The sequence below is a fragment of the Euryhalocaulis sp. genome, from assembly GCF_013911995.1.
GTDB classification, from domain to species: Bacteria; Pseudomonadota; Alphaproteobacteria; order Caulobacterales; family Maricaulaceae; genus Euryhalocaulis; species Euryhalocaulis caribicus.
Genome location: NZ_JACESD010000024.1, coordinates 1 through 24,464 on the forward strand (window position 1 = coordinate 1; position 24,464 = coordinate 24,464).

The following is a 24,464-nucleotide window of genomic DNA, read 5'->3' on the forward strand; positions in this document are numbered from 1 at the left end:
TGCTGGCGGAGCAGGCGGCGGCCAGCGGCGCGACGCTTCTGTTCGTCAGCCATGATGCGCGTCTGGCCGATCATTTCGACCGCAGCCTGATCCTGCCCGACCTCAACCGCGCCGGGGTGGCGGCATGAATGCGCCGGTGCTCAGCCTTGCGTTGAAAAGCGCCTTCAATCGCCGCCTGACGGCGATCCTGACGATCATCGCGGTCGCGCTCAGCGTCAGCCTGTTCGTGGGCGTGGAGAAAATGCGCGAAGGCGCGCGCGCCGGATTCGAGCGCACGATCAGCGGAACGGACCTGATCGTTGGCGCGCGGACGGGGCCGGTGAATCTGCTGCTCTACACCGTTTTCCGGATCGGCGACCCGACCAGTTCGATCAGCTGGGACAGCTATCAGGAATTCGCGGACCGGCCGGAAATCGCCTGGACCATCCCCATATCGCTGGGCGATGCGCACAAGGGCTACCGGGTCCTGGGTTCGGATCAGAACTATTTCGAACATTACCAGTATGGCGGCGGCAGCCGGCTGGAGATGGCGGCCGGGGATCCCTATTCCGGCGTCTATGACGCGGTGCTGGGCGCCGCCGTGGCGCGGGAGCTGGACTATGAGCTTGGCGAGGAGATCACCCTCAGCCATGGGATCGGCGAGGTCGGGTTCCACGATCACGACAACAGGCCGTTCAAGGTCACCGGAATTCTGCAACCGACCGGGACGCCTGTGGACCGCACGGTCCACATCACGCTTCAGGGCATGGAAGCCATCCATGTCGGGTGGGAAAGCGGCGCGCCATCGGCGCTCGCCCGCGCCGCCAGCGCCGAAGACGTGGCCTCCATGCCGCTCCGGACAGACGAGATCACGGCCTTCTTTGTCGGCCTCGAGTCGAAGGGCGCGATGCTGAGCCTGCGGCGCGAAATCAACACCTATGAGGGCGAGCCGCTGCTGGCGGTGGTTCCGGGGCTGGCGCTGAACCAGCTCTGGAGCGTGATCGGCACGGTGGAGCGGGTGCTCGGCGCCATTTCGGTGTTCGTTGTGTTCGTCGGGCTGCTGACCATTCTCACCAGCATCCTGACCACGCTGAACGAGCGGCGGCGCGAAATGGCGATCCTGCGCTCGGTCGGGGCGCGGCCCTGGCATATCTTCGCGCTTCTGGTCAGCGAGGCGGCGGGCCTGGCCTTTATCGGCGCGGCGCTGGGCGTCGTGCTGGTTCACGGGGCGATGGCCGTGCTGGCGCCGCTGGCCGAATCCCGGCTGGGTCTGGCCTTGATGGGGCTCGGCCCGAGCCTGTTCGAGATTTACGTGATTTTGGCCGTCACCGCCGCCTCCGCCCTGCTGGGCGTCATCCCGGCGTGGCGGGCCTTCCGCAATTCGCTGGCCGACGGGCTGTCGATCCGGCTCTAGTCGTTGCCGGCGGACGCGCCGCTATTGTCCGTAGTGTCATAGACCCAGCGAATACGGCGCACCCGGCGCTGCAGCGCATCGTCATCGGTGCGGATCCAGATCGGATCGCCGGTGCCGATCTCGTCGGCGAACGCGATTTCCAGCTGGTCGCCCGCGCCGTTCAGCTTCCACTCCCCGGCGCTGGACGGAATAAGCGCGCTCTGCGGATCGAAGACTTCCAGACGGTCGGTGGAGGTCGCGCCTGCGAACCCTTCGGTCTCCAGCGTGATCTCGATGCCGACCGCGTCGCCGCGCCCGAAATTGACGTAGGGCAGCCGCGTGCCGTTGCGCCAGTAGAAGGGCTTGCGGTGGAAGATCGGGTTGATGTGGTAATCGATCAGGATCTGCCGCGCCGCCGCGCCCAGCGTGCGCAGGATCCAGACCGGTTTGCGCGTGCGGCTGACGATGGTGAACATCTCGCGCAGCTTGCGCGCGTTCAGATGGGCGGTCTTTGTATCCGCGCCCCAGACGACCTGAGAGAGAAACTCGTTCAGGAACTCAAACGTCGCGCCGGTGCGGTAGAGCCGGGTCCAGAGATCCCAGTCCATCACATAGTGAAAATGCTCGTTCAGGCCGCCGGCCCTGTCGACCGCCTCGCGGCGCGCGAAACAGGAGGGCTGTGAAATCACGCAGTCGCGGGGCAGGGCGTCCAGCCGTTTCGGGTCGACCGCTGGATGCGCGCCGCGCAGGCCGCCATCCTCGTCCAGCACGATGGAGTGGCCATAGACGACGTCGGCTTCGGGATGGTCGTGAAATTTCCGCTGCACCGCGGCCAGCGCGCCGGGCATCAGCGCGTCATCGACGTTCAGCCAGTGCAGGACATCGCCGTCCAGCTCGCGCCAGCCCTCGGCGATGGCGGCGGTCTGGCCGCCATCGGGGCCGTGGCGGCGATAGGCGAACAGATCGCCGAACGTGTCGGCGAGATCGGATACGCGCGGGTCGCCGGACGCATCCAGCAGCGCCACCGCCGGGCGGGGCGTCTGGATGGCGAGCGATTCAAATGTCGCGGCCAGGCTCTCGTGCCAGGCGCCAACCGGGATAGCGATCACGAACCTCAGATCGCCGTCCGGCGTCTTCGGATCGGTCGCGCGTGCTCCGTTATTGTTATTCATAAGGTCTCGGATCGCGCGTGTGCGGAGTGCGAGTGTTTTCTCACACAAAAATGACTGGTTTGTAAGGTTTCACGCCGCAATGTGGCCGCAGCGAGGCATGATTCAGCATACCCCGTCCCCCTGTTACAGCGCCCTCATGACTGAATCCGGTGTAAAACGCAAGCAGACTCAGCCCCTGCGCGAATCCGTGCAAGCCTATGAAGCGTTTAGGGAATGACTGACTTTCAGCGTCCGGCGAAGCGCCTAGACGGTTTCCGCCGCCGGCGCGGTCAGGCGCGACTTCTGGATCTTGCCGGACGCTGTGCGGGGAAATGTGTCCACAAAGGTGAAAGTTTTGGGAATTTTGTATCCGGCCAGCTGGTCGCGGCAAAACGCCTCCAGTTCGCCGCGGCCGGGCGCCCGGTCCGGGCGCGGTTGGATGAAGGCGTGTCCGGCCTCGCCCCAGACCTCGTCCGGCGCGCCGATCACCGCGGCGTCGGCCACGTCCGGGTGGCGGTTCAGCACCGCTTCGATCTCTGCCGGGAAGACATTGGCGCCGCCGCTGATGATCATTTCCTTGATCCGTCCGACGATATGAAAGTCGCCCTCGGAATCGCGGCGCCCCAGATCGCCGGTTTTCAGCCAGCCATCGGCGCTGAAAATTTTCGCCGTTTCGTCCGGCTGGCCCCAATAGCCGGGGGTCACGCCGGGGCCGGACAGCCAGATTTCGCCGGTTTCGCCGTCCGGCAGGTCGTGACCGGCCTCATCCACCACCCGCGCCCGGCTGAGCAGTTGCGGCCGCCCCGCCGCCCCCGGCTTGGCCAGGACGCTTGCCTCATCCATCAGCAGCGTGGTCGGCCCGGACTCCGACATGCCAAATCCGTGACGGATCAGCGCGCCGCGTTCGGCAAAGCGCATGACCACCCGCTCCGATAACGGCGCCCCGCCGCAAGCCCAGCTGCGGACGGCGGAAAACCCGGTTTCGGCAAACTCCGGCGCTTCACATAACGCCCGATAGACGGTCGGCACGCTGAACATCACGCTGATCCGGCCGGCGCCCAGCAGGGACAGCGTCTCCGCCGCCTCGAAATCCCGCGCGATCAGCGCCCGGCCCCCGCTCATCAATAGCGGCAGCGTCACCAGATTGATGCCGGCGGAGTGGAAAAGCGGCAGGTGATTAAAGGTGGAATCGGCCGCGTTCAGCGCCAGCGCCTGGCCGATATTCACGAAATTGGCCAGCGCCATTCCGTAGGTATTGATCACGCCCTTGGGCGCGCCGGTGGTGCCGGACGTATAGATCAGGAACCAAGCCTCGTCCGCCGGCCATTCGGCGCGGCCCGGATGCGGGGTCAGCGTTTCGCGCTCGGCGTTGAAAACATCCAGCGGCACGATCGGGCGGTCCCCGGCCGCGGCTTTGGCTGCACCGGCGTCCTTGTCGCCACAAAGGATCAGCGCGGGCGCGCAGTCGGCGATCATGCCGGTCAGCTCCGCCGCCGTCATGCGCCAGTTCAGCGGAACCAGGATCGCGCCCGTCTTGCCGCACGCGAACAACAGCTCGAACAATTCGGTGCGGTTGCGGCAGAGAACGCCCACCCGGTCGCCCGGCTTCACGCCCCGCTGTACCAGCCATGCGGCGGCTTGCGCGGCGCGGGTTTCCAGCGCGCCATAGCTCAGGGTTTCGCCGCTGCGCGCATCCTCGAACGCGATGGCGCCGGGCGCCAGTTCGGCGCGCTTTGCGGTGATATCGAACAGGCGCCAGCTCATGGGCGGTCAGAGAAAATCCTCTAGGGCGTATCTAGCGTTCCTGGCGATCAAGACCGTAACGGACAAAGCCGTCAATCGCATCGGCGACGTCTTCGGCCGGTTTGTCCTTGTCCCACACGCCATATTGCAGGCCCAGAAATACGCTTATTCCGATCAGCGCCCAAGCCCGTTCCTCTATATGGGCGGGATCGATCTCGCCGCGTCCCGCCGCCTCTGTCAGGTTTTTCTGATAGGCGCGGGCGAAGCGGTCATAATGGGCGCGATAGGCTTCCTCCGCGACGAACTGCGCCTCCATGATGATGCGGTAGAGGTCCTCGTTCTGGCGGACCAGCTCGATATAGGCCGCGATTCCTTCGCGTTCGGCGGTCAGGCGGTCCGGCGCCCCGGCCACGCGGGAGGCGACATGGGTCCGCGTGCGGTTGCTCATATGCTCGACCAGCGCCCGGAACACGGCCTCTTTCGATTCGAAATATGTATAGAAAGTGCCCAGCGCCACGCCCGCGCGCTGCGTGATTCCGCTGATTGCGCCGTCATGGAATCCCTTTTCGCCGAACTCCTTCTCCGCCGCGTCCAGCAGCTTGTTCCGGGTCTTCAGGCCACGCGCCGTCTTGGGCGTTTTCAGCTCTGTGTCATTCATGTAACTTGAATCATGATTCATGTTTCATATAATGGCCGACGAAACGCAGCCTAGCAAGCAAGGCCGGTCGAAGAAGCCTTGGGGGATAATAACGCTGCGGGGCGGGCAGGGGTCCGTCCGGTTTCGAGATTTCAATACGGCGCAGAACGCCACTGTCGCCGCCATCGTATCTCCAGGGAGGGATCAAATGAATAAATCCACACTCGCGGCGCTGCTGGCCAGCGCCTCCGCCGGCGTTCTGGCCATGACGGGCGCCGCCCAGGCCCAGACCGAAGGTCAGGCCGTTTCCGAACCGGTTCCGCAAGCCGCCCCGGCCCGCAGTCAGGACGAAATCGTCGTCACCGCCCGCCGCCGCGAAGAATCCCTTCAGGACGTTCCGGTCGCCGTCACCGCCTATTCCGGCGATCAGCTGGCGCAGGTCGGCGCGCAGGACATCACCTATGTCGCGCAGACCACGCCGAACGTGACGCTGGAAGTTTCCCGCGGCACCAATTCCACGCTGTCGGCCTTCATCCGCGGCGTCGGGCAGCAGGACCCGGTCGCGGGCTTTGAGGCCGGCGTTGGCGTCTATGTCGACGATGTCTATCTGAACCGTCCGCAGGCCGCCGTTCTGGACATCTATGACGTGGAGCGGATCGAGGTTCTGCGCGGCCCGCAGGGCACGCTCTATGGCCGCAACACGATTGGCGGCGCGATCAAGTATGTGACCAAGCGCCTCGGCGACCAGCCGGCGTTCGAGGCCACGGCCAAATATGGCAGCTATGACCAGAAAGACCTGATCGTTTCGGGCAGCGTTCCGCTGGCCGACACGTTCCGCGTCGGCGGCGCCGTGGCGCGCCTGACCCGCGACGGTTTTGGCGAGAACATCGTCACCGGCGAGGAAAACTATAACAAGGATCTCTGGGGCGCCCGCGCCTCGGCAGAGTTCGAGCCGACCCCCGACATCTTCTTCCGTCTGACCGGCGACTACATCAAAGATGAGTCGAACGCCCGTCAGGGCCACCGCCTGATTGCCGGTCAGCTGACCGGCGCGCCGGTGCTGGACGATGAATTCGATACCCGCGCGGGTCTCAATGTCGTTGATCAGGAAGTCGAATCCTATGGCGGTTCGTTCCTGGCAGAGTTCAATATCAATGATAACTGGCAGCTGCGGAACATCCTCGCCTATCGCGAGGATGAATCGACCTCCCCGATCGATTTCGACAGCCTGCAATCGGCCGATCTGGACGTTCCTGCGATCTACAAGAACGACCAGTTCTCCGAAGAGCTCCAGCTTCTGTATTCCGGCGACCGGCTGAACGGCCTGATCGGGTTCTATTATCTGGACGCCAACGCCTCCACCGTGTTCGATGTGCTGCTGGCCAATACCGGCGCGGCGGTCGGCCTTCCGGGCCTGAACGCGCAGACCTTTGGCGATGTGGGCACGGAGACTTGGTCGGTCTTCGGCGACTTCACCTATGATTTCACCGATCAGTGGAGCCTGTCGCTGGGCGGCCGCTACACCTCTGACGAACGCACCTCGCAGGTTTTGCGGCGCACCTATATTGGCGGCTTCTCCGAATTCTTCGGCGGCAATCCGACCCTGATCGCGACGACGTCCGACTTCAACGGTTCGGCCGAGTATGAGGATTTCAGCCCGCGCGCCTCGCTGCAGTGGCAGCCCAATGCGGAGCACAATCTCTACGCGTCCTACAGCCAGGGCTTCAAAGGCGGCAGCTTCGATCCGCGCGGACAGACGACGGCCGCGCCTGACTTCAACGGCGATGGCGTGGTCAGCGATGACGAAGTCTTCCAGTTCATGAATTTCGAGCCGGAAGAAGTCGATTCCTATGAGCTGGGCTGGAAGTTCTCCAATGGCCGCTACAGTCATTCGCTGGCCGTGTTCTACGCCGACTACAAGGATGTTCAGGTGCCGGGTTCGGTCGGCGTCGACACCGATGGCGACGGCGTCTCCGACACCTTTACCGGCGTCACCACCAATGCGGGCGCGGCGACCCTGAAGGGCGTCGAATATGAAGGCCGTCTGGCGGTCGCCGAGGACATGTTCACCCCGGCCGACGGCCTGAATTTCAGCTGGTCGCTCGGCTATCTGGACGGCGAGTATGACAAGTTCATCGACGCGTTCGGCGTGGATATTTCCGATCAGGTGGAGATCCAGAACACGCCGGACTGGACGGCCAGCGGCACCGCGGCCTATTTCGCCCCGCTGCGCGGCGGCGAGCTGACGGCCAGCACGACGCTGTCCTATCGCGGCGACTCGACCCAGTTCGAAGTGCCGTTCCCGCTGCTGGACCAGGAATCCTACACGCTGTGGAACGCGTCTATCACCTGGCAGGGCGATCACTGGGGCTTCGGCGTCCATGGCCGCAACCTGACGGACGAGCGCTACAAGGTCGCCGGCTATGACTTCGTGAACAACGACACGCTGGCGCCGGAGCTGGGCCTGGAAGGCACGCTGACCGCCTATTACGGCGATCCACGCACGGTGACAGCGACCGTCTCCTACCGCTACTAAGCGCCAACTGGCCGGCGGCGTTCATGCGCCGCCGGTCCGCGGGGGCGGGATGTCCCCTCGCGCCGCCCAGCGCAGCGTGAGGGGCGCCTTGCCGTTTTTCGTCAGGAGAGGGTGAAAGCTCGTGAATCGCATGCTCGTCATTTTCGGAGTCGTTATCCTGGCGCTTGTCGCCGCGCTCATCGTCTGGTTCGTGATCAGTCTCCGCGGCCCCGCCACCGATGCGCTGGAAGCGAAATATATGACCGCCGACGACCGTTATGTGAGCGTGGCCGGCGCGCAGGTGCGCGTGCGGGAAGAAGGCCAGGCGGACGCCCCGCCCGTCATCCTGATCCACGGCTTCACGTCCAGTCTTGAAACCTGGGACGGATGGGCCGAAGCGCTGTCGGGCGATTTCCGGGTGATCCGCTATGACCTTCTGGGCCACGGCCTCACCGGCCCGGACCCGCAGCAGCGTTATGCCCCGCAGGAGCGCGCGGAATTTCTGGCCGAGCTTATGGACAGTCTGGGGATCGAACGCGCCAGCATCGCCGGCAATTCGCTGGGCGGCACCATCGCCTGGCGGTTCGCCGCGACCTATCCGGACCGGGTGGAAAAGCTGATCCTGATTGATGCGGGCATCTATCAGTTCAACCAGGTCGGCGATGAACCTTCAGAGGCGCCGGCCGCCATGAAGACCTTCCTCACGCTGGCCCCGCAGGCGGGCGTGATCAGCGCCACGCGCATGACTTATGGCGACCCGTCCCGGCTGACCGACGAACGGGCGCAGGAAATCGGCGACATGATGCGGCGCGAGGGCAATGGCGAGGCCTATGTCGCCCATATCGGCGAATTCACCATGCCGGACCCGGCGGACATGCTGGCGCAAATCACCGCGCCGACCTTGATCCTGTGGGGCGGCAAGGACGCCATGATCACGCCCGACCAGGCGCCCCGCGCCGAACAGGCCATCCCGGATGCAAGCGTCATCCTGTATGACGATCTGGGCCATGTGCCGCAGGAAGAAGACGCCGCCCGCACCGCCGCGGACGCCAAAACCTTCCTGACGGGCGGCGCTTCGTGACGGCCGCAACGCCCGCCGCGGCCGAGGCGAAGGCCGACAGCAAGCTGTATCGCGGCTATGTCCTGTTCATCCTGGTCGTCGTCTACACGTTCAATTTCATCGACCGCCAGATCATCGGCATCCTGGCCGTTCCGATCCAGGCGGAGCTGGGGCTGAGCGACCGCCAGCTGGGCCTGATGGGCGGCATCGCGTTCGCCCTGTTCTATTCCACGCTGGGCGTGCCCATCGCCCTTCTGGCCGACCGCGTGAACCGCACCTGGATCATGACCATTGCGCTGGCCGCGTGGTCGCTGATGACCGCGGCCTGCGGAATGGTGAACAATTTCTGGCAGCTTTTCGCCGCGCGTCTGGGCGTGGGCGTAGGGGAAGCCGGGGGCGTGGCGCCGGCCTATTCGCTGGTCGCGGACTTTTTCCCGCCCAATCAGCGCGCGCGTGCGCTGGCCATCTATTCCTTCGGGATTCCCATCGGCAGCGCGGTCGGCATCGTATTCGGCGGCTTTGTCGCTTCATGGATCGACTGGCGCGCGGCGTTCATCATTGTCGGCGTCGCGGGCCTGGTTCTGGCGCCCATATTCAAGCTGACCGTCAGGGAGCCTGAACGCGGCCGTTTCGATCCGCCGCGCCAGACCACCGAACGGGCGAAACTGGGCGAGGTTTTCGCCGTGCTGATGAAGAAGCCCAGCTTCTTCCTGCTGACGCTGGGCGCGTCCTGCAGCTCCATGATGGGCTATGGCATCTTCTTCTGGCTGCCCTCCTTCTTCGTGCGCAGTTTCCAGGTGGATATTCTGGAGGCCTCGCTGCTGTTCGGGGGCATTCTGCTGGTTGGCGGCATTATCGGCGTGTGGGCCGGCGGCGCGCTGGGCGACAAGCTGGGCGAAAAGAACCGCGCGGCATACGCGCTGGTCCCGGCCGTCGCCTTCCTGTTCACCGTGCCTTTCTATGCGCTGGGCGTGCTGTCATCGACGCCAGTGGTGGCGATCCTGCTGTTCTCTGTTCCGGTGGCGCTGGGCCTGATGTGGCTGGGGCCTGTCCTGTCGGCGTTCCAGCATCTGGTGCGCCCCGATATGCGGGCCACGGCCTCGGCGCTGTTCCTGCTGATCAATAATCTGCTGGGGATCGGCGGGGGCGTTTATATCCTGGGCGAGTTTTCAGAGCGTCTGAGACCGTATTTCGGCGACGAATCCCTGCGCTATTCCATCCTCGCGGGGTCGGGCTTCTATCTCATGGCCGCGATTCTTTTCTTTTTCGCCGCGCGGCGCCTTGCCAAGGATTGGGAGGGCGGCTGACACTGTGACCATCAACAAGAATACGATGGGGCAGGACAAATGAGTGAGGCGCGGCGCATAGATCCGCGAACAGTTTCGGGCGGCTATAAATCCTACGTACTGGGCGCCCTTCTGGTCGTTTACATCTTCAATTTCATCGACCGGCAGATCGTCGGCGTGTTGCAGGAGCCGATCAAGGCGGAATTCGGCCTGGCGGACTGGCAGCTGGGTCTGATGACCGGCACGGCGTTCGCGCTGTTCTACACCATGCTGGGCCTGCCCATCGCGCGGCTGGCGGACCGGCTGAACCGCATCTCGATCATCTCCATTTCGCTGGCGTTGTGGAGCGGGTTTACCGCGCTGTTCGGCCTGTCGCAGTCCTTCCTGTTCCTGATCCTGACGCGCATCGGCGTCGGGGTGGGGGAGGCCGGCTGTTCGCCGCCGACCCATTCTCTGCTGTCCGACTATTTCCCGTCCAAACAGCGGGCCCGGGCGCTGGCGATCTATGCGCTGGGCATCCCGCTCGGCTCGGTGGTCGGCATCCTGATGGGGTCGTATCTCTATGGCTGGGTCGGGGACTATTACGCCGCCAACGGCGCGCCCGGCTGGCTTGCGGCCATTGGCGCGGATTCCGCGTGGCGCGCGCCCTTCCTTCTGGTGGGTATTCCGGGCGTGATCCTGGGCCTTATTCTCTGGTTCACGGTGGGCGAGCCCAAGCGCGGCTCCTATGACCGCCACGCCGACATGACGCAGCCGCCGATTTCCAAGGTGGTCTCAGCGCTGGCGAAAAAGCCCAGTTTCTGGATCCTGTCCTTTGGCGCGGCCATCGCCTCCATGGTGGGTTACGGCCTGTTTCCATGGCTGTTTTCCTTCTTCGTGCGCGGGCTGGACGACTACATGCCGGTGCGCGAAGCGGTGACCACGGCCGCCCTCCCATACGCTTTTGTCATCGGCATTGGCGGCGGCGCGGGCACCTGGATCGGCGGCTGGCTGACCGACAAGTTCGCCGGCGGGCGGCTGGGGCTGAAGGCTTACGCCGTCATTCCCGGGATCGCCATGCTGGTCGCGCTGCCGATCTATCTGGGCGCGATCATGACGCCGGTTTTCATCGTTTCGGTGCTGGCCCTGCTGATCCCGACCGCGCTGGGCGCGATGTGGTACGGGCCGCTGTTCGCGACCATCCAGAACCTTGTCGCGCCGGGGCTTCGGGCGATGGCCAGCGCGGTGATGCTGTTCATCGTCAATATTATCGGTCTGGGACTGGGGCCGCTGGTGACGGGGGCCATTTCCGATGGTCTGCGCGCGGCGATGGGCGAGGATTCCCTGAAATTCGCGGTGATGATCATCGCCGGGTTCAACCTTCTGGCCGGCGGGCTGTTCCTGCTGGCCGCGCGCACGATCGAGCGCGACTGGGAAGCGCGGGACGAGGAGGAAGACGCCTTGCCCGTGACCGATCCGATCTAATGGCAAGAAAAGGCTAAGCGCATGTTCGGCTTGCTGAAACGCGAGAAAAAGACCGGAAACGCATCCGGCGGATACAGGTGGGGCGAGCTGAAAACCGCCGACGGGCCGGTGGTGCGCTATCGCCTGTATGACGGCAATCCGGACATCGCGCCCGTGCTCTGTCTGCACGGCCTGACCCGCAACAGCCGGGATTTCGAGGAACTGGCCCCGATGATCGCGGAGGCGACCGGGCGGCGGGTGATCGTGCCGGAGATGCGCGGCCGCGGCCGCTCCGACGCCGATCCGCAGCCCGAACGCTATAATCCGGCGGTCTATGTGGCCGATGTTCTGGCGCTTCTTGAGGACCTGAACGTCGAAAAGGCGTTGTGGGTGGGGACCTCCATGGGCGGTCTGATCACCATGATCGCGGCCCATTCCGACCCCGAAAAGGTTGCCGCGGCGGCCATCAACGATATCGGACCGGAGCTTCAGACCGAGGGGATCACCCGGATCGAATCCTATGTCTGCGGCGATTCTGGTCCGGCCAAGGACTGGAGGGAAGCCGCGGAGCGCACAAAAGGGGTCAATGGCGTGGCCTTTCCGGGCGAAACGCAGGAATTCTGGGAGCGTTTCGCCTGGCGGCTCTATCGCGAGACGCCGGACGGGCTGGTTCTGGACTATGACACGGCCATCAGCGGCAATGTCTCCAAGGGCGAGACCGCGCCGCCGGACATGTGGCCGTTTTTCGAGGCGCTGAAACCCGTCCCGACCCTGCTGTTCCGGGGCGCGATCACCGATCTTCTGGACCCGGAAACGGTGGCGAGAATGCAGGAAATCAAACCCGATCTGGCGGTCGTGGAGGTCGCCGGGGTCGGCCATGCGCCCTTCATGACCGAACCGGACGCCTGGCCGAAGCTGGAAGCCTTCCTGAAAGCGCAGAAAGCCTAAAGCGAAGTCCGCAGGGAAGGGCGTGCCCGGAGCATCGGTTTGCGGTTATAAGGGGCGCGAAACTGCTTCGCGGAGCCCCGACCATTCGCACTTTTCTGCCCCTTCTGATCCTCGCCGCCGCCCCGCCCGCCTATGCGGAGACCGGCGATTTCGCCCCGTTTGCCGATGCGCGCCTGCGCTATGAGCGCGTCGATCAGGACGGATTTCCGGATAATTCGGACGCCCTGACCCTGCGCACGCGCGCCGGGGCGGAGCTGGATATCGCCGAAAACCTCTCCGTTCTGGGCGAGCTGGAGGCGGTAACGGTGCTGGGCGGGGATTATTTCGCCGCGCCGGCGGCGGGGCAGGACCGCCCGGTGATCCCGGATGCGGCCATCGCGGACCTGAACCGGCTGCAACTGATCTATGAAACCGACAGGGTTTTCGCCTCGATCGGACGCCAGATCGTGCGCCATGGCGACCAGCGCTTCATCGGCAATTCCGGCTGGCGGCAGGATGACCGCACCTTTGACGCCGCACGCATCGATTTCGACGTCAAACCGGGGCTGACGGCCAGCTATTCCTATGTCTGGAAGGTCAACCAGACGCTGGGAACGCGGGCCGATTCCGACTCCGATTCCCACCTTTTGCACCTCGACTGGGTGCGTTCGGGCGCGTTCAAGGCGTCCGGTTTTGCCTATCTGATCGACCTGGACGACCGGCCCGGCACGGCCACTTTCGGCGCCAGAGCCACCGGGGACCTGCCCGCGGGACCGGCGGTTTTCACCTATGACGCCGTGCTGGCGCGACAGCAGGACTACCGGACTTCGGCCGACTTCACCCTCGATCATGCCGGGCTGGAGGGTACGATCACCTATGGCCCGCTGGCCGGTTTCGGCGGCTTCGAGCATTGGGAAGGCGACGGAACACGCGGGTTTGACCTGCCATTCGCCGGCAAACATGCGCGCCGGGGCTGGGCGGACGTGTTCTCCAACATTCCCGCCGAGGGCGTGGAGGACCTCTATCTGGGCGCGAAAGCCAACTGGCCGCGCCCGCCTTTCGGCCGGAAGCTGGGCTTTCAGGCTGCGTTTCACAGCTTCGATCCGACCCGCGGCGGGGCCGATTTCGGCCATGAATGGAACGCGGAAGTGAGCTTCAGCTTCGCGGAGAACTGGAGCGCGGGCCTGCAATACGCCGATTATGACGGCGGGGCGGGCGGCCCGGCGGACCGGAAGAAGCTCTATCTCTCAATCGAATGGCAATATTGATGCGTTTGGCTGTTCGTTTCCTGACCGCCTGACAGGCTGATTCCTCCATGACATCACAAGCGCCCATTCTGGAAATCGCCGATCTGGACATCCGTTTCGACACGCCGGACGGGGAAATTCACGCCGTGCGCGGGGTGAACCTGACCGTGAATGAGGGCGAATGCGTTGGCGTTGTTGGCGAATCCGGCTCCGGCAAGAGCCAGACTTTCCTCGCCGCCATGGGATTACTGGCGCAAAACGGGCGCGTAGAGGGGTCGATCCGGTATCGCGGAGGGGAGATTCTGGGCCTGAAACAGCGCGAATTGAACCGGATTCGCGGTGAGAAGATGACGATGATCTTCCAGGATCCGCTCACTTCGCTGACCCCGCACATGAAAATCGGCGCCCAGATGCAGGAAATCCTGGCCGCCCATGCCGGGATAAAGGGCGAGGAAGCGGCCCGGACATGCCTGAACTGGCTGGACCGGGTGCATATTCCGGAAGCCGAACGCCGCCTGAAACAGTACCCGCACGAGCTGTCCGGGGGGATGCGCCAGCGGGTGATGATCGCCATGGCGATGCTGTGCGACCCGGATCTGCTGATCGCCGACGAGCCGACCACGGCGCTGGACGTCACGGTTCAGGCCGAAGTTCTGGACATCATGGACGAGCTGAAGCGCGATACCGGGGCGGCCATCGCCCTGATCACGCACGATATGGGCGTGGTGGCGCGCATGGCGGACCGCGTTCAGGTGATGAAGGACGGGCAATATGTGGAGGCGGGGAGCGCCGAAGCGGTCTTCCACGCCCCGAAAACCGAATATTCGCGCATGCTGCTGGACGCCATGCCGCGCATCGACCGCAGCGAGCGCCCCGGCCATGCCAGCCTGCCCGCCTATACCCCGCCGGAAGACGGCCAGCCGCTGCTGCGGGCCGAGGATGTGAAGGTGCATTTCCCGGTGCGCACGGGGAAGGGGTTATGGGGCAAGGTGAAACCGCTGCGCGCCGTGGACGGGGTGACGTTCGACCTGCGGCCGGGCGAGACGCTGGGCATCGTGGGGGAGTCCGGCTGCGGGAAATCGACGCTGGCGCGGGCGGTGCTTCAACTGGCGCCGGTCAGCGGCGGGGTTGTCTCGTGGCTCGGGACCGACCTGACGGAGCTGAAGAAGAGCGAACTGCGGCGCGCGCGCAAGGATCTGCAGATCGTGTTTCAGGATCCGCTGGCCTCGTTGGACCCGCGCATGTCGATCGGCGCCTCGATCGCCGAGCCCTTGCAGACCTTTGCGCCGGACATGAAACGGGCGGAGCGGGACGAGGCGGTGCGCACGATCATGGAGCGGGTGGGTCTGGATCCGGCGATGATCAATCGCTACCCGCATGAGCTGTCGGGCGGGCAGAACCAGCGCGTGGGGATCGCCCGGGCGATGATATTGAAGCCCAGACTGGTGATCTGTGATGAGGCCGTTTCGGCCTTGGACGTTTCGGTGCAGGCGCAGGTGCTGGACCTGCTGATCGACCTGCAGACCGATTTCGGCCTCTCCATGATGTTCATCAGCCATGACCTGAGCGTGGTGCGCGAGGTCTCCCACCGCGTCATGGTTCTGTATCTGGGGCGGATCGTCGAGCTGGCGGACCGCGAGGCGATCTATGAGGACGCCCGCCACCCCTATACCAGGGCGCTGATCTCTGCCGTGCCGATCCCCGATCCGGTGCGGGAGAAGAGCCGCAAGCGCATCAAGATCGAGGGCGACTTGCCCAGCCCCATGGATCCGCGCGCCGCGCTGCGCTTCCTGAAATCCCGCCTGCCGGAGGATGAAGGCGGGGAAATCTACACGCCGCAACTGGTCGAAATCGAACCCGGCCACTGGGTGGCCGAGCATGATCCGATGGCAGGCGCGAAGGGGTTGAGCGCGGCGGACATGACAGCAGTTTCATAAAGGCGCGCCTTGCGCCGCCTGTCAGGCTTGGGCCAAGCTTCGCGGCCTTGAATTCAAGCCTTGTCAGGACACCGCCTCAATGAAAGCGTCTTCGATCTGGGTCAGCGCGCTCGCCATGAGCCTGACCGCGACCGCCGCCCCCGCCGCGCAAACCGATGAGGCCGAACAACCGGACTTCCCGCACCAGGCCAGCGATCTGCCGGTCGACGAGAACGTCGTCTATGGCGAACTGGAAAACGGGCTGCGCTACGCCATTCTGGAAAACGATACGCCGACCAATACCGCGGCCCTGCGCATGCGGATCGATATGGGCGCGCTGATGGAGGCCGACGACCAGCGCGGGCTGGCGCACTTCATCGAACACATGGCCTTCAATGGCTCGGAAAACGTGCCCGAGGGCGACATGGTGAAAATCCTGGAGCGGACGGGCCTCGCCTTCGGGCCGGACACCAACGCCTATACCTCGTTCGACGAGACGGTTTACCAGCTGGACCTGCCGGAAACGGACGAGGAAACGCTGGACACCGCCTTCTTCCTGATGTCGGAGCTGGACGACCTGACGATGACGGAGTCCGCCATCGACAATGAGCGGGGCGTCGTGCTGTCCGAAAAGCGGGTGCGGAACACGCCGAGCTTCCGCAACGCCGAGGCGCGCTACGATTTCCTGTTCCCGGACGCGCTGGCCGCCAGCCGCTTCCCCATCGGGACCGAGGAGGTTCTGTCGAACGCGCAGCGCGAGCGGTTTGCCGATCTCTACCGCAAATATTACCGGCCCGAGCGGGCCTTCTTCGTCGCCGTCGGGGATTTCGACGCCGCGGAGATTGAAGGGCGCATCCGCGAGGCGTTCGGCGACTGGACCGTTGAAGGCGCGGAAGGGCCGGAGCCGGATCTGGGCGGGGTAAGCGACCGCGCGCTTTCGGCGGGATATTTCCAGGAGGAAGGCATCCCCACCAGCATCGCGATCAATGTGCTGGACCCGTATGAGGCCAAGGCCGACACGCTGGAAAACCGGATAGAGCAGACGCGGCGGGGGCTGGGCAACGCCATCCTGTCCCGCCGCTTCGCGACGATTTCCCGGCAGGAAGACGCGCCGTTCCTGAGCGCCAGCGCCGGACAGGGCGATTTCCTGGAGACCGCCAGCATCGCCAGCGTTTCGGCGGTCACGGAGCCGGAGAAATGGGCCGACGCGCTGGGCGTGATCGAGAACGAGCTGCGCCGGGCGCAGGAGTTCGGCTTCAGCCAGGCGGAGCTGGACGAGCAGATCGCCAATATGCGCACCGCCTATCGCAACGCCGCCGAGCAGGCCGATACGCGGCAGAGCGTGAACCTGGCCAATTCTCTGGTCGGCTCGTTCTCCGGCGATGACGTGTTCGTGCATCCGCGCGACGCCTATGAGATTTTCGAGGCCAACGCCGATGCGCTGAGCCTTGAGGCCGTCGAGACGGCGTTCCGCGAGCAGTGGGAAGGCGAAACGCCGCTGCTGTATCTTTCCACCAGCCAGACGCTGGAGGAGCCGGAGGCGGAAATTCTGGACGCCTACCGGGCCGCCGCGTCGCAGGAGGTCGAGCCGCGCGAGGATGATGCCGCGGCCGAGTTCGCCTATCAGGATTTCGGGGAAGTGGGGGAGGTGATCTCCCGCGAGGTGGTGGAAGACCCGGAAATCACCCGCATCCGTTTCGCAAACAACGTGATGCTGAATTTCAAGCAGACCGATTTCGAGGACGACGTGGTGCGCGTGCGCATGCGGTTTGGCGGCGGCGCGCTGGAAACCCCGCAGGGCGAGGGCGGGCAACGCTTCCTGTTCTCCAACGCCTATGCGCAGGGCGGTCTGGGCGAACATTCGTTTGACGAGATTCAGCGCCTGATGGCCGGCAAGTCGGTGGGCCTGAGCTTCGGGGCGACGTCCGACGCGTTCCAGGCCAGCGCGCGGACCACGCCGGGCGATCTGGAGGCGCAGCTGGAGCTGTGGGCGGCCTATATGACCGATCCGGCCTATCGCCCGGAATCGCTGGCCCAGTTCCAGCAGCTCTACCGCATCTTCTATCAAACGCTGGGCTCCACCCCGCAGGGCGTGATGAACCGCGACGTCACCCAGATGATCCATTCGGGCGACACGCGCTTCGGCTTCCCCGGCGAGGAAGAGGTCGAGACCTGGTCGCTGGACGATTCCCGCGCCTTCATCGAACCGGCGCGCCAGAACGCGGCGCTGGAAATCGGCATTGTCGGCGACATTACCGAGAAGGAGGCCGTGGCGCTGGTCGCGCGGACGCTGGGCGCGATCCCGGAGCGCGCGGCGGCGCGCAGCGATTTCGAGGATGTGCGGACCGTCGAATTCCCGGAGACGGGTGAGACGGCGACCGTGCGGCACGAGGGCGAGGCGGACCGGGCGCTGGCGCTGGTCTATTGGCCCGCGCCGGACGGGCAGGAGGCCCGGCGGGCGCGCCACATGTCGCTGCTGGCGGAGATCTTCCAGCTGAAGCTGACCGAGCGGGTGCGCGAGCAGGAGGCGGCGACCTATTCGCCCAACGCCTATTATACCGGCTACCGCACCTATCCGGGCTATGGCTATTTCCGGGTGATGCTGGACCTGAAGCCGGAAGACGTGGACCCGTTTTTCGAAATCACCGAAGAGCTGGCCGCCGACATGCGCGAGGGCCGGTTCACCGGGGACGAGCTGGACCGGGCGCGACGGCCGCTGCTGGAGAATATCGAGGAGAACCAGGAGCAGAACGGCTACTGGATCGGCGTGGTCAGCGAGGCGCAGACCGACGATCAGGCGCTGATGCGCCACCGCACGCAGCGCGCCGATTACGAGGACGTGACGCTGGAGACGTTGAAGTCTCTGGCCGCGGAACAATTCGATTCCGCCAACGAATATCGCGTGCAGATCCTGCCGCCGGAGGCGAGCTGACGGATCGGCATAACTGTCTGACAACTGGGGAGTAGAAAGACATGAAACGGACCATTCTGATCGGGGCGGCGTCCGCCCTGGGCCTGCTGGCCGGCCCTGCGCTGGCGCAGGACGAAGGGGCGGCAGACGCCGCGCCGGAGCGCATCGAACGCGGAAATCTGGTGATCGAGGGGATCCCGGAGATCCCGCAATCGGTGAAGGACCGCCGTCAGCTCTATGAGAACGCCCGCAGCGCCGGGTTCAACGGCTTCACCGCCGATGGCGGCGTTCTGATCGCCACGCGGTTCGGCGAGGTGGCGCAGATCCACAAGGTGGACGCCCCGATGGGCGCCCGCAAACAGCTGACCTTTTATGACGAGCCGGTGGGCGGCGCCTCCATCCGCGAGGGATCGCGCGACGCCTTCATCTTCTCCAAGGACACGGGCGGCGACGAATTCTATCAGGGCTGGCTGTATGACCTGGCGAGCGGCGAGACGGTGAATTTCACCGAAGAGGGCACGCGCAACGGCTCCTATCTGTGGTCCGATGACGGCGCGCGGGTGGCGTGGTTCCGCTCCACCGCGGCCGAGCCGGACTGGGATATCCTGATGGCCAATCCGGAAAACCCGGATTCGCGCGAGGTCGTGCTGGAAGGCGATGGCGCGATGTATCCGCTGGATTTTGCCGCGGACGGCGAGACGCTGCTGATCGGCAAATATGAGTCGATCAATCGCTCACACCTCTACACGCTGGACCCGCAGACGGGCGAGCTGGACGAGATCCGGCCCGAGGTGGAGGTCGCCTGGGGCGGCGGGGAGTTCCTGCCCGATGGCCGCGTTCTGAGCGTCAGCGACGAGGACAGCCAGTTCCAGCGCATCGTGGCGGTGGACCCGGCGACCGACGAGATCGAGGTGCTGACGCCCGATATCGAGTGGGATGTGGAGAATATCGTCCTGTCGCCGGATAACCGGACGGTCGCCTATACGCTGAACGAGGGCGGCACGGAGACGCTGTACTTCCTGGACCTGGAGACCGGCGAGAGCCGCAACGGGCCGGACCTGCCGGCTGGGCTGATCTCCTCGGTCGATTTCGACGATGACGGCGACCGGCTGGGCTTCAGCTTCTCCTCGGCGACCTCGTCGGGCGATGTCTGGGTTCTGGACATGGGGAGCGGCGCGCTGACCCGCTGGACGGACAGCGAGCTGGGCGGTCTGGACGCCGACAGTTTCGTGGAGCCGGAGCTGGTGAAGTTCGAAAGCTTCGACGGGCGCGAAATCCCGGCCTGGGTCTATGAGCCGGCGGGCGAAGGACCGCACCCGGTGATCGTCTATATTCATGGCGGGCCGGAAGGGCAGTACCGCCCCGGCTTCTCCTCCACCTTCCAGTACTGGGTGAACGAGCTGGGCGCGGCGGTGATCGCGCCGAACGTCCGCGGGTCCTCCGGCTACGGCAAGGACTATGTGCGGCTGGACAACGCCATGTTGCGCAAGGATTCGGTGAAGGATATCGGCGCGCTGCTGGACTGGATCGGCGGCCGGGCGGCGTTCGATAGCGACCGCGTGGTCGTCTATGGCGGCTCCTATGGCGGCTATATGGTTCTGGCCTCGGCGGTGGATTATTCCGACCGGCTGGCCGGAGCGGTGGATATCGTCGGCATCTCCAATTTCGTGACCTTCCTCGAGAACACGAAAGGCTATCGCCGCGACCTGCGCCGCGCCGAGTATGGCGATGAGCGTGATCCGGAAATGCGGGCCTATCTGGAAGAGATCGCGCCGCTGAACCAGGCGGACAAGATCCGCGTGCCGCTGTTCATCATCCAGGGCGCCAACGACCCGCGCGTGCCGGCCAGCGAGGCCGAGCAGATGCTGGAGGCTGCGCGCGAGAACGGCGTGGAAGCCTGGTATTTGCTGGCCATGGACGAGGGGCACGGCTTCCGCAAGAAGTCCAACCGCGACTACCAGTCGGAGGCGGAAACGCTGTTCCTGGACAAGGTGCTGAACGCGCAATAGTGCGTCCCGGAGACAGAGAGGGGAAAGGCCGGGGCTATCCGCTCCGGCCTTTTTTCTTCGTCATCACCTCCCGCACGAACATGGCGTTCATGCGCTTTGCCAGCGCGCGCGGGTCCAGCTTTTCCTTGCGGGAGGCAACCCGGCCCGAATTCCAAAGCGCGGCGAAGCCATGAACCATCGACCAGGCCATGAAGGCGAGGTCATCGGCCTCGGCCGCCTCCGCCCGGCCTTCCTCCACGGCGCGCTGGATTGTCTCGTCCAGCAGCGACCACGCGGCGTCGCCTTCGGCCACATAGGCGGGGTTTTCAAGGTCGAACAAGTCGCGCCGGAACATCACGTCGAACCGGCCCGGATTGCGCAGCGCGAAATCAATATAGGCGTCGCCAATGGCGGCCAGCATGGCGGCGGCGTTTTCGGGCGAACGGCGCTCCAGCTCCTCCAGTATGGTCGCGCCCATGCGCGCCCAGCCGTCCGAGGCGAAGGCGGCGAACAGGCCGCGCTTGTCGCCGAAATGGTAGGCGGGCGCGCCGTGGCTGACCCCCGCCATTCGCGCCACTTCGCGCAGCGATACGGCGTTGGGGCCGTGCTTTCCGACCAGCGTTTCCGTCGCCTCCAGCAAGGCGGCGCGCAAATCGCCGTCTTCGTATTTCTGTCCGGGTTTGCGGGCGTCGGGCATTTTTCGTTTGACCAAATAGACAGTGTCTAATTAAATCCAGATAGACACTGTCTAACAGAGCTTTGTCGGAAATGGGGAGTGCATAATGCTGAAATTCGTTCTGGGCGCGGGGGCCTTTTTCATCGTTTCGTTTTTGGCCAGCGGGGCGCTGGCCAATCTGGTGCTGACGCCGGTGTTCAAGGACCGGTTCGGTCCATTGATGCGATCAGCGGAAACCGCTGCGGCGGGGTTCCCGGCCATGATCGCGGGGTTCGTGATCCTGTCGCTGGCGGCGGCCTGGCTGTATCCGCGCGTGGCCGTGACCGATGGCTGGTGGATGAGCGGTCTTCTCTACGGCCTGTTTCTCTGGGTGCTGGCGATTGGCCATTACGCGATTGTATCGGGCTGGTCGTCGCTGCCGCCCGGGCCGACGATCCTGTCGGGCGTGATCAGCGGGACGCCCTTCATTCTGGCCGCCATCGCGCTGGCCTTTGTCTACAGATAATCGGCTTCAAGCCTCTCGAAGCGGACGGGCGGGTGCGGTAACGTGCCCGCCCTTTTGCATTTCCGACTGGAGCCCGCCGATGCGTATTGCACTGTCTCTTTCCGCCGCCGCCGTGGCGGCGCTTCTCACCGCGGCCTGCGGCCAGCAGGACGCCGACACCGACGCCGCCGCGCAAGACGTAGCCCCGGCCGAAACCGAAATGGCTGACGCCGGGAGTGATACTCCAGAAGCCGATGGCGGGGAGGCGGACGCCGGGCCGGTGGATCTGGCCCCGGAACAGGGCGAGACCGAAGCGGACGAGAATCTGCAAGAGGCCGAGGCGTGGCTGGCGGAGAACGCGGAGCGCGATGAGGTTCAGGTCACCGAATCCGGATTGCAGTACGAGGTTCTGGAAGCCGGGCCGGAAGACGGCGAGTCGCCCAGCCCGTTCGACTGGGTTTGCGCGCATTATACCGGCGAACTGGTGGACGGGACGGTGTTCGATTCCTCCCGCGAGGGCGGACGCAAACCGCTGGCCTATCCGGCGGCGGGCTTTATCCCGGCCTGGATCGAGGCGCTGTCCATGATGAAGCCGGGCGACCGCTGGAAACTCTACGCCCATCCGGAACTGGCCTACGGCCCGGAAGGCGCGGGCGGGGTCATTCCGCCGAACGCGGCGCTGGTCTTCGACATGGAGCTTCTGGGCGTTCTTAACGGCGACGACGTGCCGAGGAACGATCAGGGACAACCCGATCCGGACTACAATTGCGCGGAGACGCTCTAGTCCAGCGGCTTCTCGTGGATGCCGCGAAATAGCGGCGCGGTCAGGCTGAACGAAACGGCGCGCCCATAGGCGCGGAAAGCGTCCTCCGCCGGGAGGGCGCTTTTTCGCGCGTGCCAGAACTCACCAGCGCCGCGCAGCCCGTCCCACAGGCCCCGGAACGCCGGCTTGCCGCCGCCGCGCGCCGTGTGGATCGCCAACAGCGCCAGCGTCGCCGCCAGATGCCATGGAACGGCCAGCGGCAGAACGAGTGCGGGCGTGCACTTGATGAAGGTCCAGAGGCGGTTGCGGAAGCCGTGATAGACGGCGAAGTCCGACCGCCGCCCGCCCGAACTGGCCGAGCCGACATGGCGCACCACGGCCCTGGGCGCGATCAGCGCGCGCTCCCCCTTCAGGTTGAGGCGCAGGGCCAAGTCCACGTCCTCGAAATAGCAGAAATAGCGTTCGTCGAAGCCGCCTGCGGCCAGAAACATCTCCCGGTCATAGAGGGCGGCGGCGGCGCAGGGGCCGAAGATTTCCGCATCGCGGATCGGCGCGATGCCGGCCGGGTCGCCATGCCCGCCGCGCCAGGCCAGACCCGAGGCGTGATAGACATCGCCCGCGCCATCCAGAACGTCATCGTCCTCGTCCATCAGTTGCAGAGAGCCGATCATGCGGTAATCGGGATGGCGCTCCGCCGCGCCGACCAGTTCGGCCAGCCATGAGGGCCGCGCGAAGGCGTCCGGGTTGAGAAGCGCGATCCAGCGCCCTTTGGCTTCCGCAGCGCCCTGATTATTGGCGGCGGCGAAGCCCCGGTTTTCGGCGTTGCGGATCAGGCGCGCGTTGTCGGGAAGCGCAGACTCGTCCGGCCCGCCATCGGGCGAGGCGTTGTCGATCAGGATGATCTCGAAATCGCGGAAGCTCTGGTGCGCCAGCGCGTTCAGGCAGCGCGGCAGGCAGTCCGCGCTCTGATAGGCAACGATGATGACGCTGACCGCCGGCATGATATCCGGCCCGCCTTCAGATTAGCCGGCGACGAGTTTGGGCTTGGGCGCACCGGCTTCCTTGCCGGAATTCCAGACCGAGGTGCACGGGATTTTGCTCTTGTCCGCGCGGCCGGCGTATTTTTTCGCGATCTCCGTCACTTCCTCCATCAGGCCTTCGGCCAGGGTGATGGGCTTCAGGCCCATGGACAGGAAGGTGTCGTTCTCCACATGCAGGTCGTTCTCGTCCGCCTCGTTTCGGGGGTTGGAGACCTGGGCCACTTCCGCGCCGGTCATGTCGGAAATCATCTTCGCCAGATCGCGGACGCGGTGCGTCTCGGTCATCTGGTTGAGGATGCGCACGCGCTCGCCGGACTGGGGCGGGTTTTCCACCGCCAGCTGGATGCAGCGCACCGTGTCCTGAATATGTATGAAGGCGCGGGTCTGGCCGCCCGTGCCGTGCACGGTCATCGGGTAATCGACGGCGGCCTGCATCAGGAAGCGGTTCAGCACGGTGCCGTAATCGCCGTCATAATCGAAACGGTTGATCAGGCGCTCGTCCTTGCGGGTCTCCTCTGTCTGTGTTCCCCAGACAATGCCCTGGTGAAGGTCGGTGATCTTCACGCCGTCATTCTTGTTGTAGAAATAGAAGAAGAGCTGATCCTGGGTCTTGGTCATGTGATAGATCGACCCCGGATTGGCCGGGTAGAGAATTTCCTTCTCCACTTCGCCCTCGGGCGTATCCAGCTTCACCTTCAGATAGCCTTCCGGGATCTTCATCCCGGCCGTGCCGTAGCCATAGACGCCCATCGTGCCGAGATGGACGAGGTGGATGTCCTTTTCGGCGTCCACGATGGCGGCCAGAACGTCGTTGGTGGCGTTCAGGTTGTTGTCCACGGTGTAACGCTTGTGACGCGCGCTCTTCATGGAATAGGGCGCTGCGCGCTGCTCGGCGAAGTGAACGATGCTGTCGGGCTGTTCATCCTCGATCAGGCGGACCAGACGGTCATAATCCTGGCCGATGTCGAAATTCTCGAAGCGGATATCCTTGCCGGTGGCTTCCTTCCACGCCGTCAGGCGCTCGCTCATCGGGCGGATGGGGGTGAGGGACTCGACCTCCAGCTCCACGTCGATTTTCCGGCGGGACAGATTGTCGACGATGATCACGTCGTGTCCCGCGTTGGAGAGGTGCAGCGCGGTCGGCCAGCCGCAGAAGCCGTCGCCACCGAGTACGATCACTTTCATGTGCGTCTATCCGCTGTATTTCCCAGAACTTTGGCTCACGCCATGCGTTGCGGGCCTCTTTAGGCGGTGTGATAGAAGGGTGACAAGCCCGCAGAGCCGGTGACAGCCTTAATTCCCGCA

The 24,464-nt window shown here is 64.9% G+C and carries 17 protein-coding genes and 1 pseudogene; 12 read left to right on the forward strand and 6 right to left on the reverse strand.

Features of this window, described 5'->3' with window-relative positions:
- Positions 1 to 124 precede the first annotated feature (124 nt).
- Positions 125 to 1,393 carry an ABC transporter permease gene (locus H2040_RS08005; RefSeq protein WP_287156633.1) on the forward strand — a complete coding sequence of 423 codons (1,269 nt, stop codon included), beginning with the start codon at positions 125 to 127 and terminating at the stop codon, positions 1,391 to 1,393.
- Here H2040_RS08005 and H2040_RS08010 read toward each other — a convergent pair.
- The 3 genes from H2040_RS08010 to H2040_RS08020 all read right to left on the reverse strand — a co-directional run bounded on the left by H2040_RS08010 (position 1,390) and on the right by H2040_RS08020 (position 4,924).
- A complete protein-coding gene (locus tag H2040_RS08010) occupies positions 1,390 to 2,544 on the reverse strand; it encodes a glycosyltransferase (RefSeq protein WP_287156635.1) in 1,155 nt (384 codons plus the stop codon). The genes H2040_RS08005 and H2040_RS08010 overlap by 4 nt on opposite strands.
- A gap of 243 nt (positions 2,545 to 2,787) precedes the next feature.
- Positions 2,788 to 4,287, reverse strand: a complete 1,500-nt coding sequence (locus tag H2040_RS08015) for a class I adenylate-forming enzyme family protein (RefSeq protein ID WP_287156638.1) — start codon at positions 4,285 to 4,287, stop codon at positions 2,788 to 2,790.
- Positions 4,288 to 4,318: 31 nt separating this feature from the next.
- On the reverse strand, positions 4,319 to 4,924 hold the full coding sequence (locus tag H2040_RS08020; RefSeq protein WP_287156640.1) for a TetR/AcrR family transcriptional regulator: 606 nt from the start codon (positions 4,922 to 4,924) through the stop codon (positions 4,319 to 4,321).
- A gap of 187 nt (positions 4,925 to 5,111) precedes the next feature.
- Between H2040_RS08020 and H2040_RS08025 the strand changes: the two genes are divergently transcribed.
- From H2040_RS08025 to H2040_RS08065, 9 genes are all read left to right on the forward strand, one after another.
- A complete protein-coding gene (locus H2040_RS08025; protein WP_287156642.1) occupies positions 5,112 to 7,439 on the forward strand; it encodes a TonB-dependent receptor in 2,328 nt (775 codons plus the stop codon).
- A gap of 130 nt (positions 7,440 to 7,569) precedes the next feature.
- The gene (locus tag H2040_RS08030; RefSeq protein ID WP_287156683.1) at positions 7,570 to 8,499 is read left to right on the forward strand and encodes an alpha/beta fold hydrolase; all 930 of its coding nucleotides are present in this window, start codon (positions 7,570 to 7,572) and stop codon (positions 8,497 to 8,499) included.
- Positions 8,496 to 9,785 carry a spinster family MFS transporter gene (locus tag H2040_RS08035; protein ID WP_022698887.1) on the forward strand — a complete coding sequence of 430 codons (1,290 nt, stop codon included), beginning with the start codon at positions 8,496 to 8,498 and terminating at the stop codon, positions 9,783 to 9,785. Before H2040_RS08030 ends, H2040_RS08035 begins: the two co-directional genes overlap by 4 nt.
- 39 nt (positions 9,786 to 9,824) lie before the next feature.
- A complete protein-coding gene (locus tag H2040_RS08040; protein WP_022698886.1) occupies positions 9,825 to 11,228 on the forward strand; it encodes a spinster family MFS transporter in 1,404 nt (467 codons plus the stop codon).
- Positions 11,229 to 11,249: 21 nt separating this feature from the next.
- Positions 11,250 to 12,155 (forward strand): alpha/beta fold hydrolase, encoded by a 906-nt coding sequence (locus tag H2040_RS08045; protein WP_287156646.1) that lies wholly within the window; start codon positions 11,250 to 11,252, stop codon positions 12,153 to 12,155.
- A gap of 305 nt (positions 12,156 to 12,460) precedes the next feature.
- Entirely contained in the window at positions 12,461 to 13,402 is a 942-nt protein-coding gene (locus H2040_RS08050) for an alginate export family protein (RefSeq protein ID WP_287156647.1), read from the forward strand.
- 47 nt (positions 13,403 to 13,449) lie between these two features.
- Positions 13,450 to 15,318, forward strand: a complete 1,869-nt coding sequence (locus H2040_RS08055; protein WP_287156649.1) for an ABC transporter ATP-binding protein — start codon at positions 13,450 to 13,452, stop codon at positions 15,316 to 15,318.
- A gap of 79 nt (positions 15,319 to 15,397) precedes the next feature.
- The gene (locus tag H2040_RS08060; RefSeq protein WP_287156651.1) at positions 15,398 to 18,229 is read left to right on the forward strand and encodes a M16 family metallopeptidase; all 2,832 of its coding nucleotides are present in this window, start codon (positions 15,398 to 15,400) and stop codon (positions 18,227 to 18,229) included.
- 41 nt (positions 18,230 to 18,270) lie between these two features.
- Entirely contained in the window at positions 18,271 to 20,217 is a 1,947-nt protein-coding gene (locus H2040_RS08065; RefSeq protein WP_287156652.1) for a S9 family peptidase, read from the forward strand.
- A 34-nt stretch (positions 20,218 to 20,251) separates the two neighbouring features.
- Here the strand turns inward: H2040_RS08065 and H2040_RS08070 are convergent, their stop codons facing one another.
- Positions 20,252 to 20,893, reverse strand: coding sequence for a WHG domain-containing protein (locus H2040_RS08070; RefSeq protein ID WP_287156653.1), 642 nt, complete (start codon positions 20,891 to 20,893; stop codon positions 20,252 to 20,254).
- Positions 20,894 to 20,978: 85 nt separating this feature from the next.
- On the opposite strand from H2040_RS08070, the gene H2040_RS08075 reads away from it, so the two are divergent.
- Positions 20,979 to 21,377 (forward strand): hypothetical protein, encoded by a 399-nt coding sequence (locus H2040_RS08075; RefSeq protein ID WP_287156654.1) that lies wholly within the window; start codon positions 20,979 to 20,981, stop codon positions 21,375 to 21,377.
- A gap of 79 nt (positions 21,378 to 21,456) precedes the next feature.
- Positions 21,457 to 22,068 (forward strand): annotated as a pseudogene (locus H2040_RS08080) (FKBP-type peptidyl-prolyl cis-trans isomerase); the annotation flags it as partial.
- A gap of 68 nt (positions 22,069 to 22,136) precedes the next feature.
- Here the strand turns inward: H2040_RS08080 and H2040_RS08085 are convergent.
- Positions 22,137 to 23,120 carry a glycosyltransferase family 2 protein gene (locus H2040_RS08085; RefSeq protein WP_287156657.1) on the reverse strand — a complete coding sequence of 328 codons (984 nt, stop codon included), beginning with the start codon at positions 23,118 to 23,120 and terminating at the stop codon, positions 22,137 to 22,139.
- 21 nt (positions 23,121 to 23,141) lie between these two features.
- Complete coding sequence (locus tag H2040_RS08090) at positions 23,142 to 24,344, reverse strand: NAD-dependent epimerase/dehydratase family protein (RefSeq protein ID WP_022698878.1); 1,203 nt, start codon at positions 24,342 to 24,344, stop codon at positions 23,142 to 23,144.
- Positions 24,345 to 24,464: the final 120 nt, after the last annotated feature.

Bases quoted from the DNA above. Each gene is read 5' to 3' on its own strand.
- H2040_RS08005 (WP_287156633.1), top strand. From the start codon at position 125: ATGAATGCGCCGGTGCTCAGCCTTGCGTTGAAAAGCGCCTTCAATCGC.
- H2040_RS08010 (WP_287156635.1), bottom strand. From the start codon at position 2,544: ATGAATAACAATAACGGAGCACGCGCGACCGATCCGAAGACGCCGGAC.
- H2040_RS08015 (WP_287156638.1), bottom strand. From the start codon at position 4,287: ATGAGCTGGCGCCTGTTCGATATCACCGCAAAGCGCGCCGAACTGGCG.
- H2040_RS08020 (WP_287156640.1), bottom strand. From the start codon at position 4,924: ATGAATGACACAGAGCTGAAAACGCCCAAGACGGCGCGTGGCCTGAAG.
- H2040_RS08025 (WP_287156642.1), top strand. From the start codon at position 5,112: ATGAATAAATCCACACTCGCGGCGCTGCTGGCCAGCGCCTCCGCCGGC.
- H2040_RS08030 (WP_287156683.1), top strand. From the start codon at position 7,570: ATGCTCGTCATTTTCGGAGTCGTTATCCTGGCGCTTGTCGCCGCGCTC.
- H2040_RS08040 (WP_022698886.1), top strand. From the start codon at position 9,825: ATGAGTGAGGCGCGGCGCATAGATCCGCGAACAGTTTCGGGCGGCTAT.
- H2040_RS08045 (WP_287156646.1), top strand. From the start codon at position 11,250: ATGTTCGGCTTGCTGAAACGCGAGAAAAAGACCGGAAACGCATCCGGC.
- H2040_RS08055 (WP_287156649.1), top strand. From the start codon at position 13,450: ATGACATCACAAGCGCCCATTCTGGAAATCGCCGATCTGGACATCCGT.
- H2040_RS08060 (WP_287156651.1), top strand. From the start codon at position 15,398: ATGAAAGCGTCTTCGATCTGGGTCAGCGCGCTCGCCATGAGCCTGACC.
- H2040_RS08065 (WP_287156652.1), top strand. From the start codon at position 18,271: ATGAAACGGACCATTCTGATCGGGGCGGCGTCCGCCCTGGGCCTGCTG.
- H2040_RS08070 (WP_287156653.1), bottom strand. From the start codon at position 20,893: ATGCCCGACGCCCGCAAACCCGGACAGAAATACGAAGACGGCGATTTG.
- H2040_RS08075 (WP_287156654.1), top strand. From the start codon at position 20,979: ATGCTGAAATTCGTTCTGGGCGCGGGGGCCTTTTTCATCGTTTCGTTT.
- H2040_RS08085 (WP_287156657.1), bottom strand. From the start codon at position 23,120: ATGCCGGCGGTCAGCGTCATCATCGTTGCCTATCAGAGCGCGGACTGC.
- H2040_RS08090 (WP_022698878.1), bottom strand. From the start codon at position 24,344: ATGAAAGTGATCGTACTCGGTGGCGACGGCTTCTGCGGCTGGCCGACC.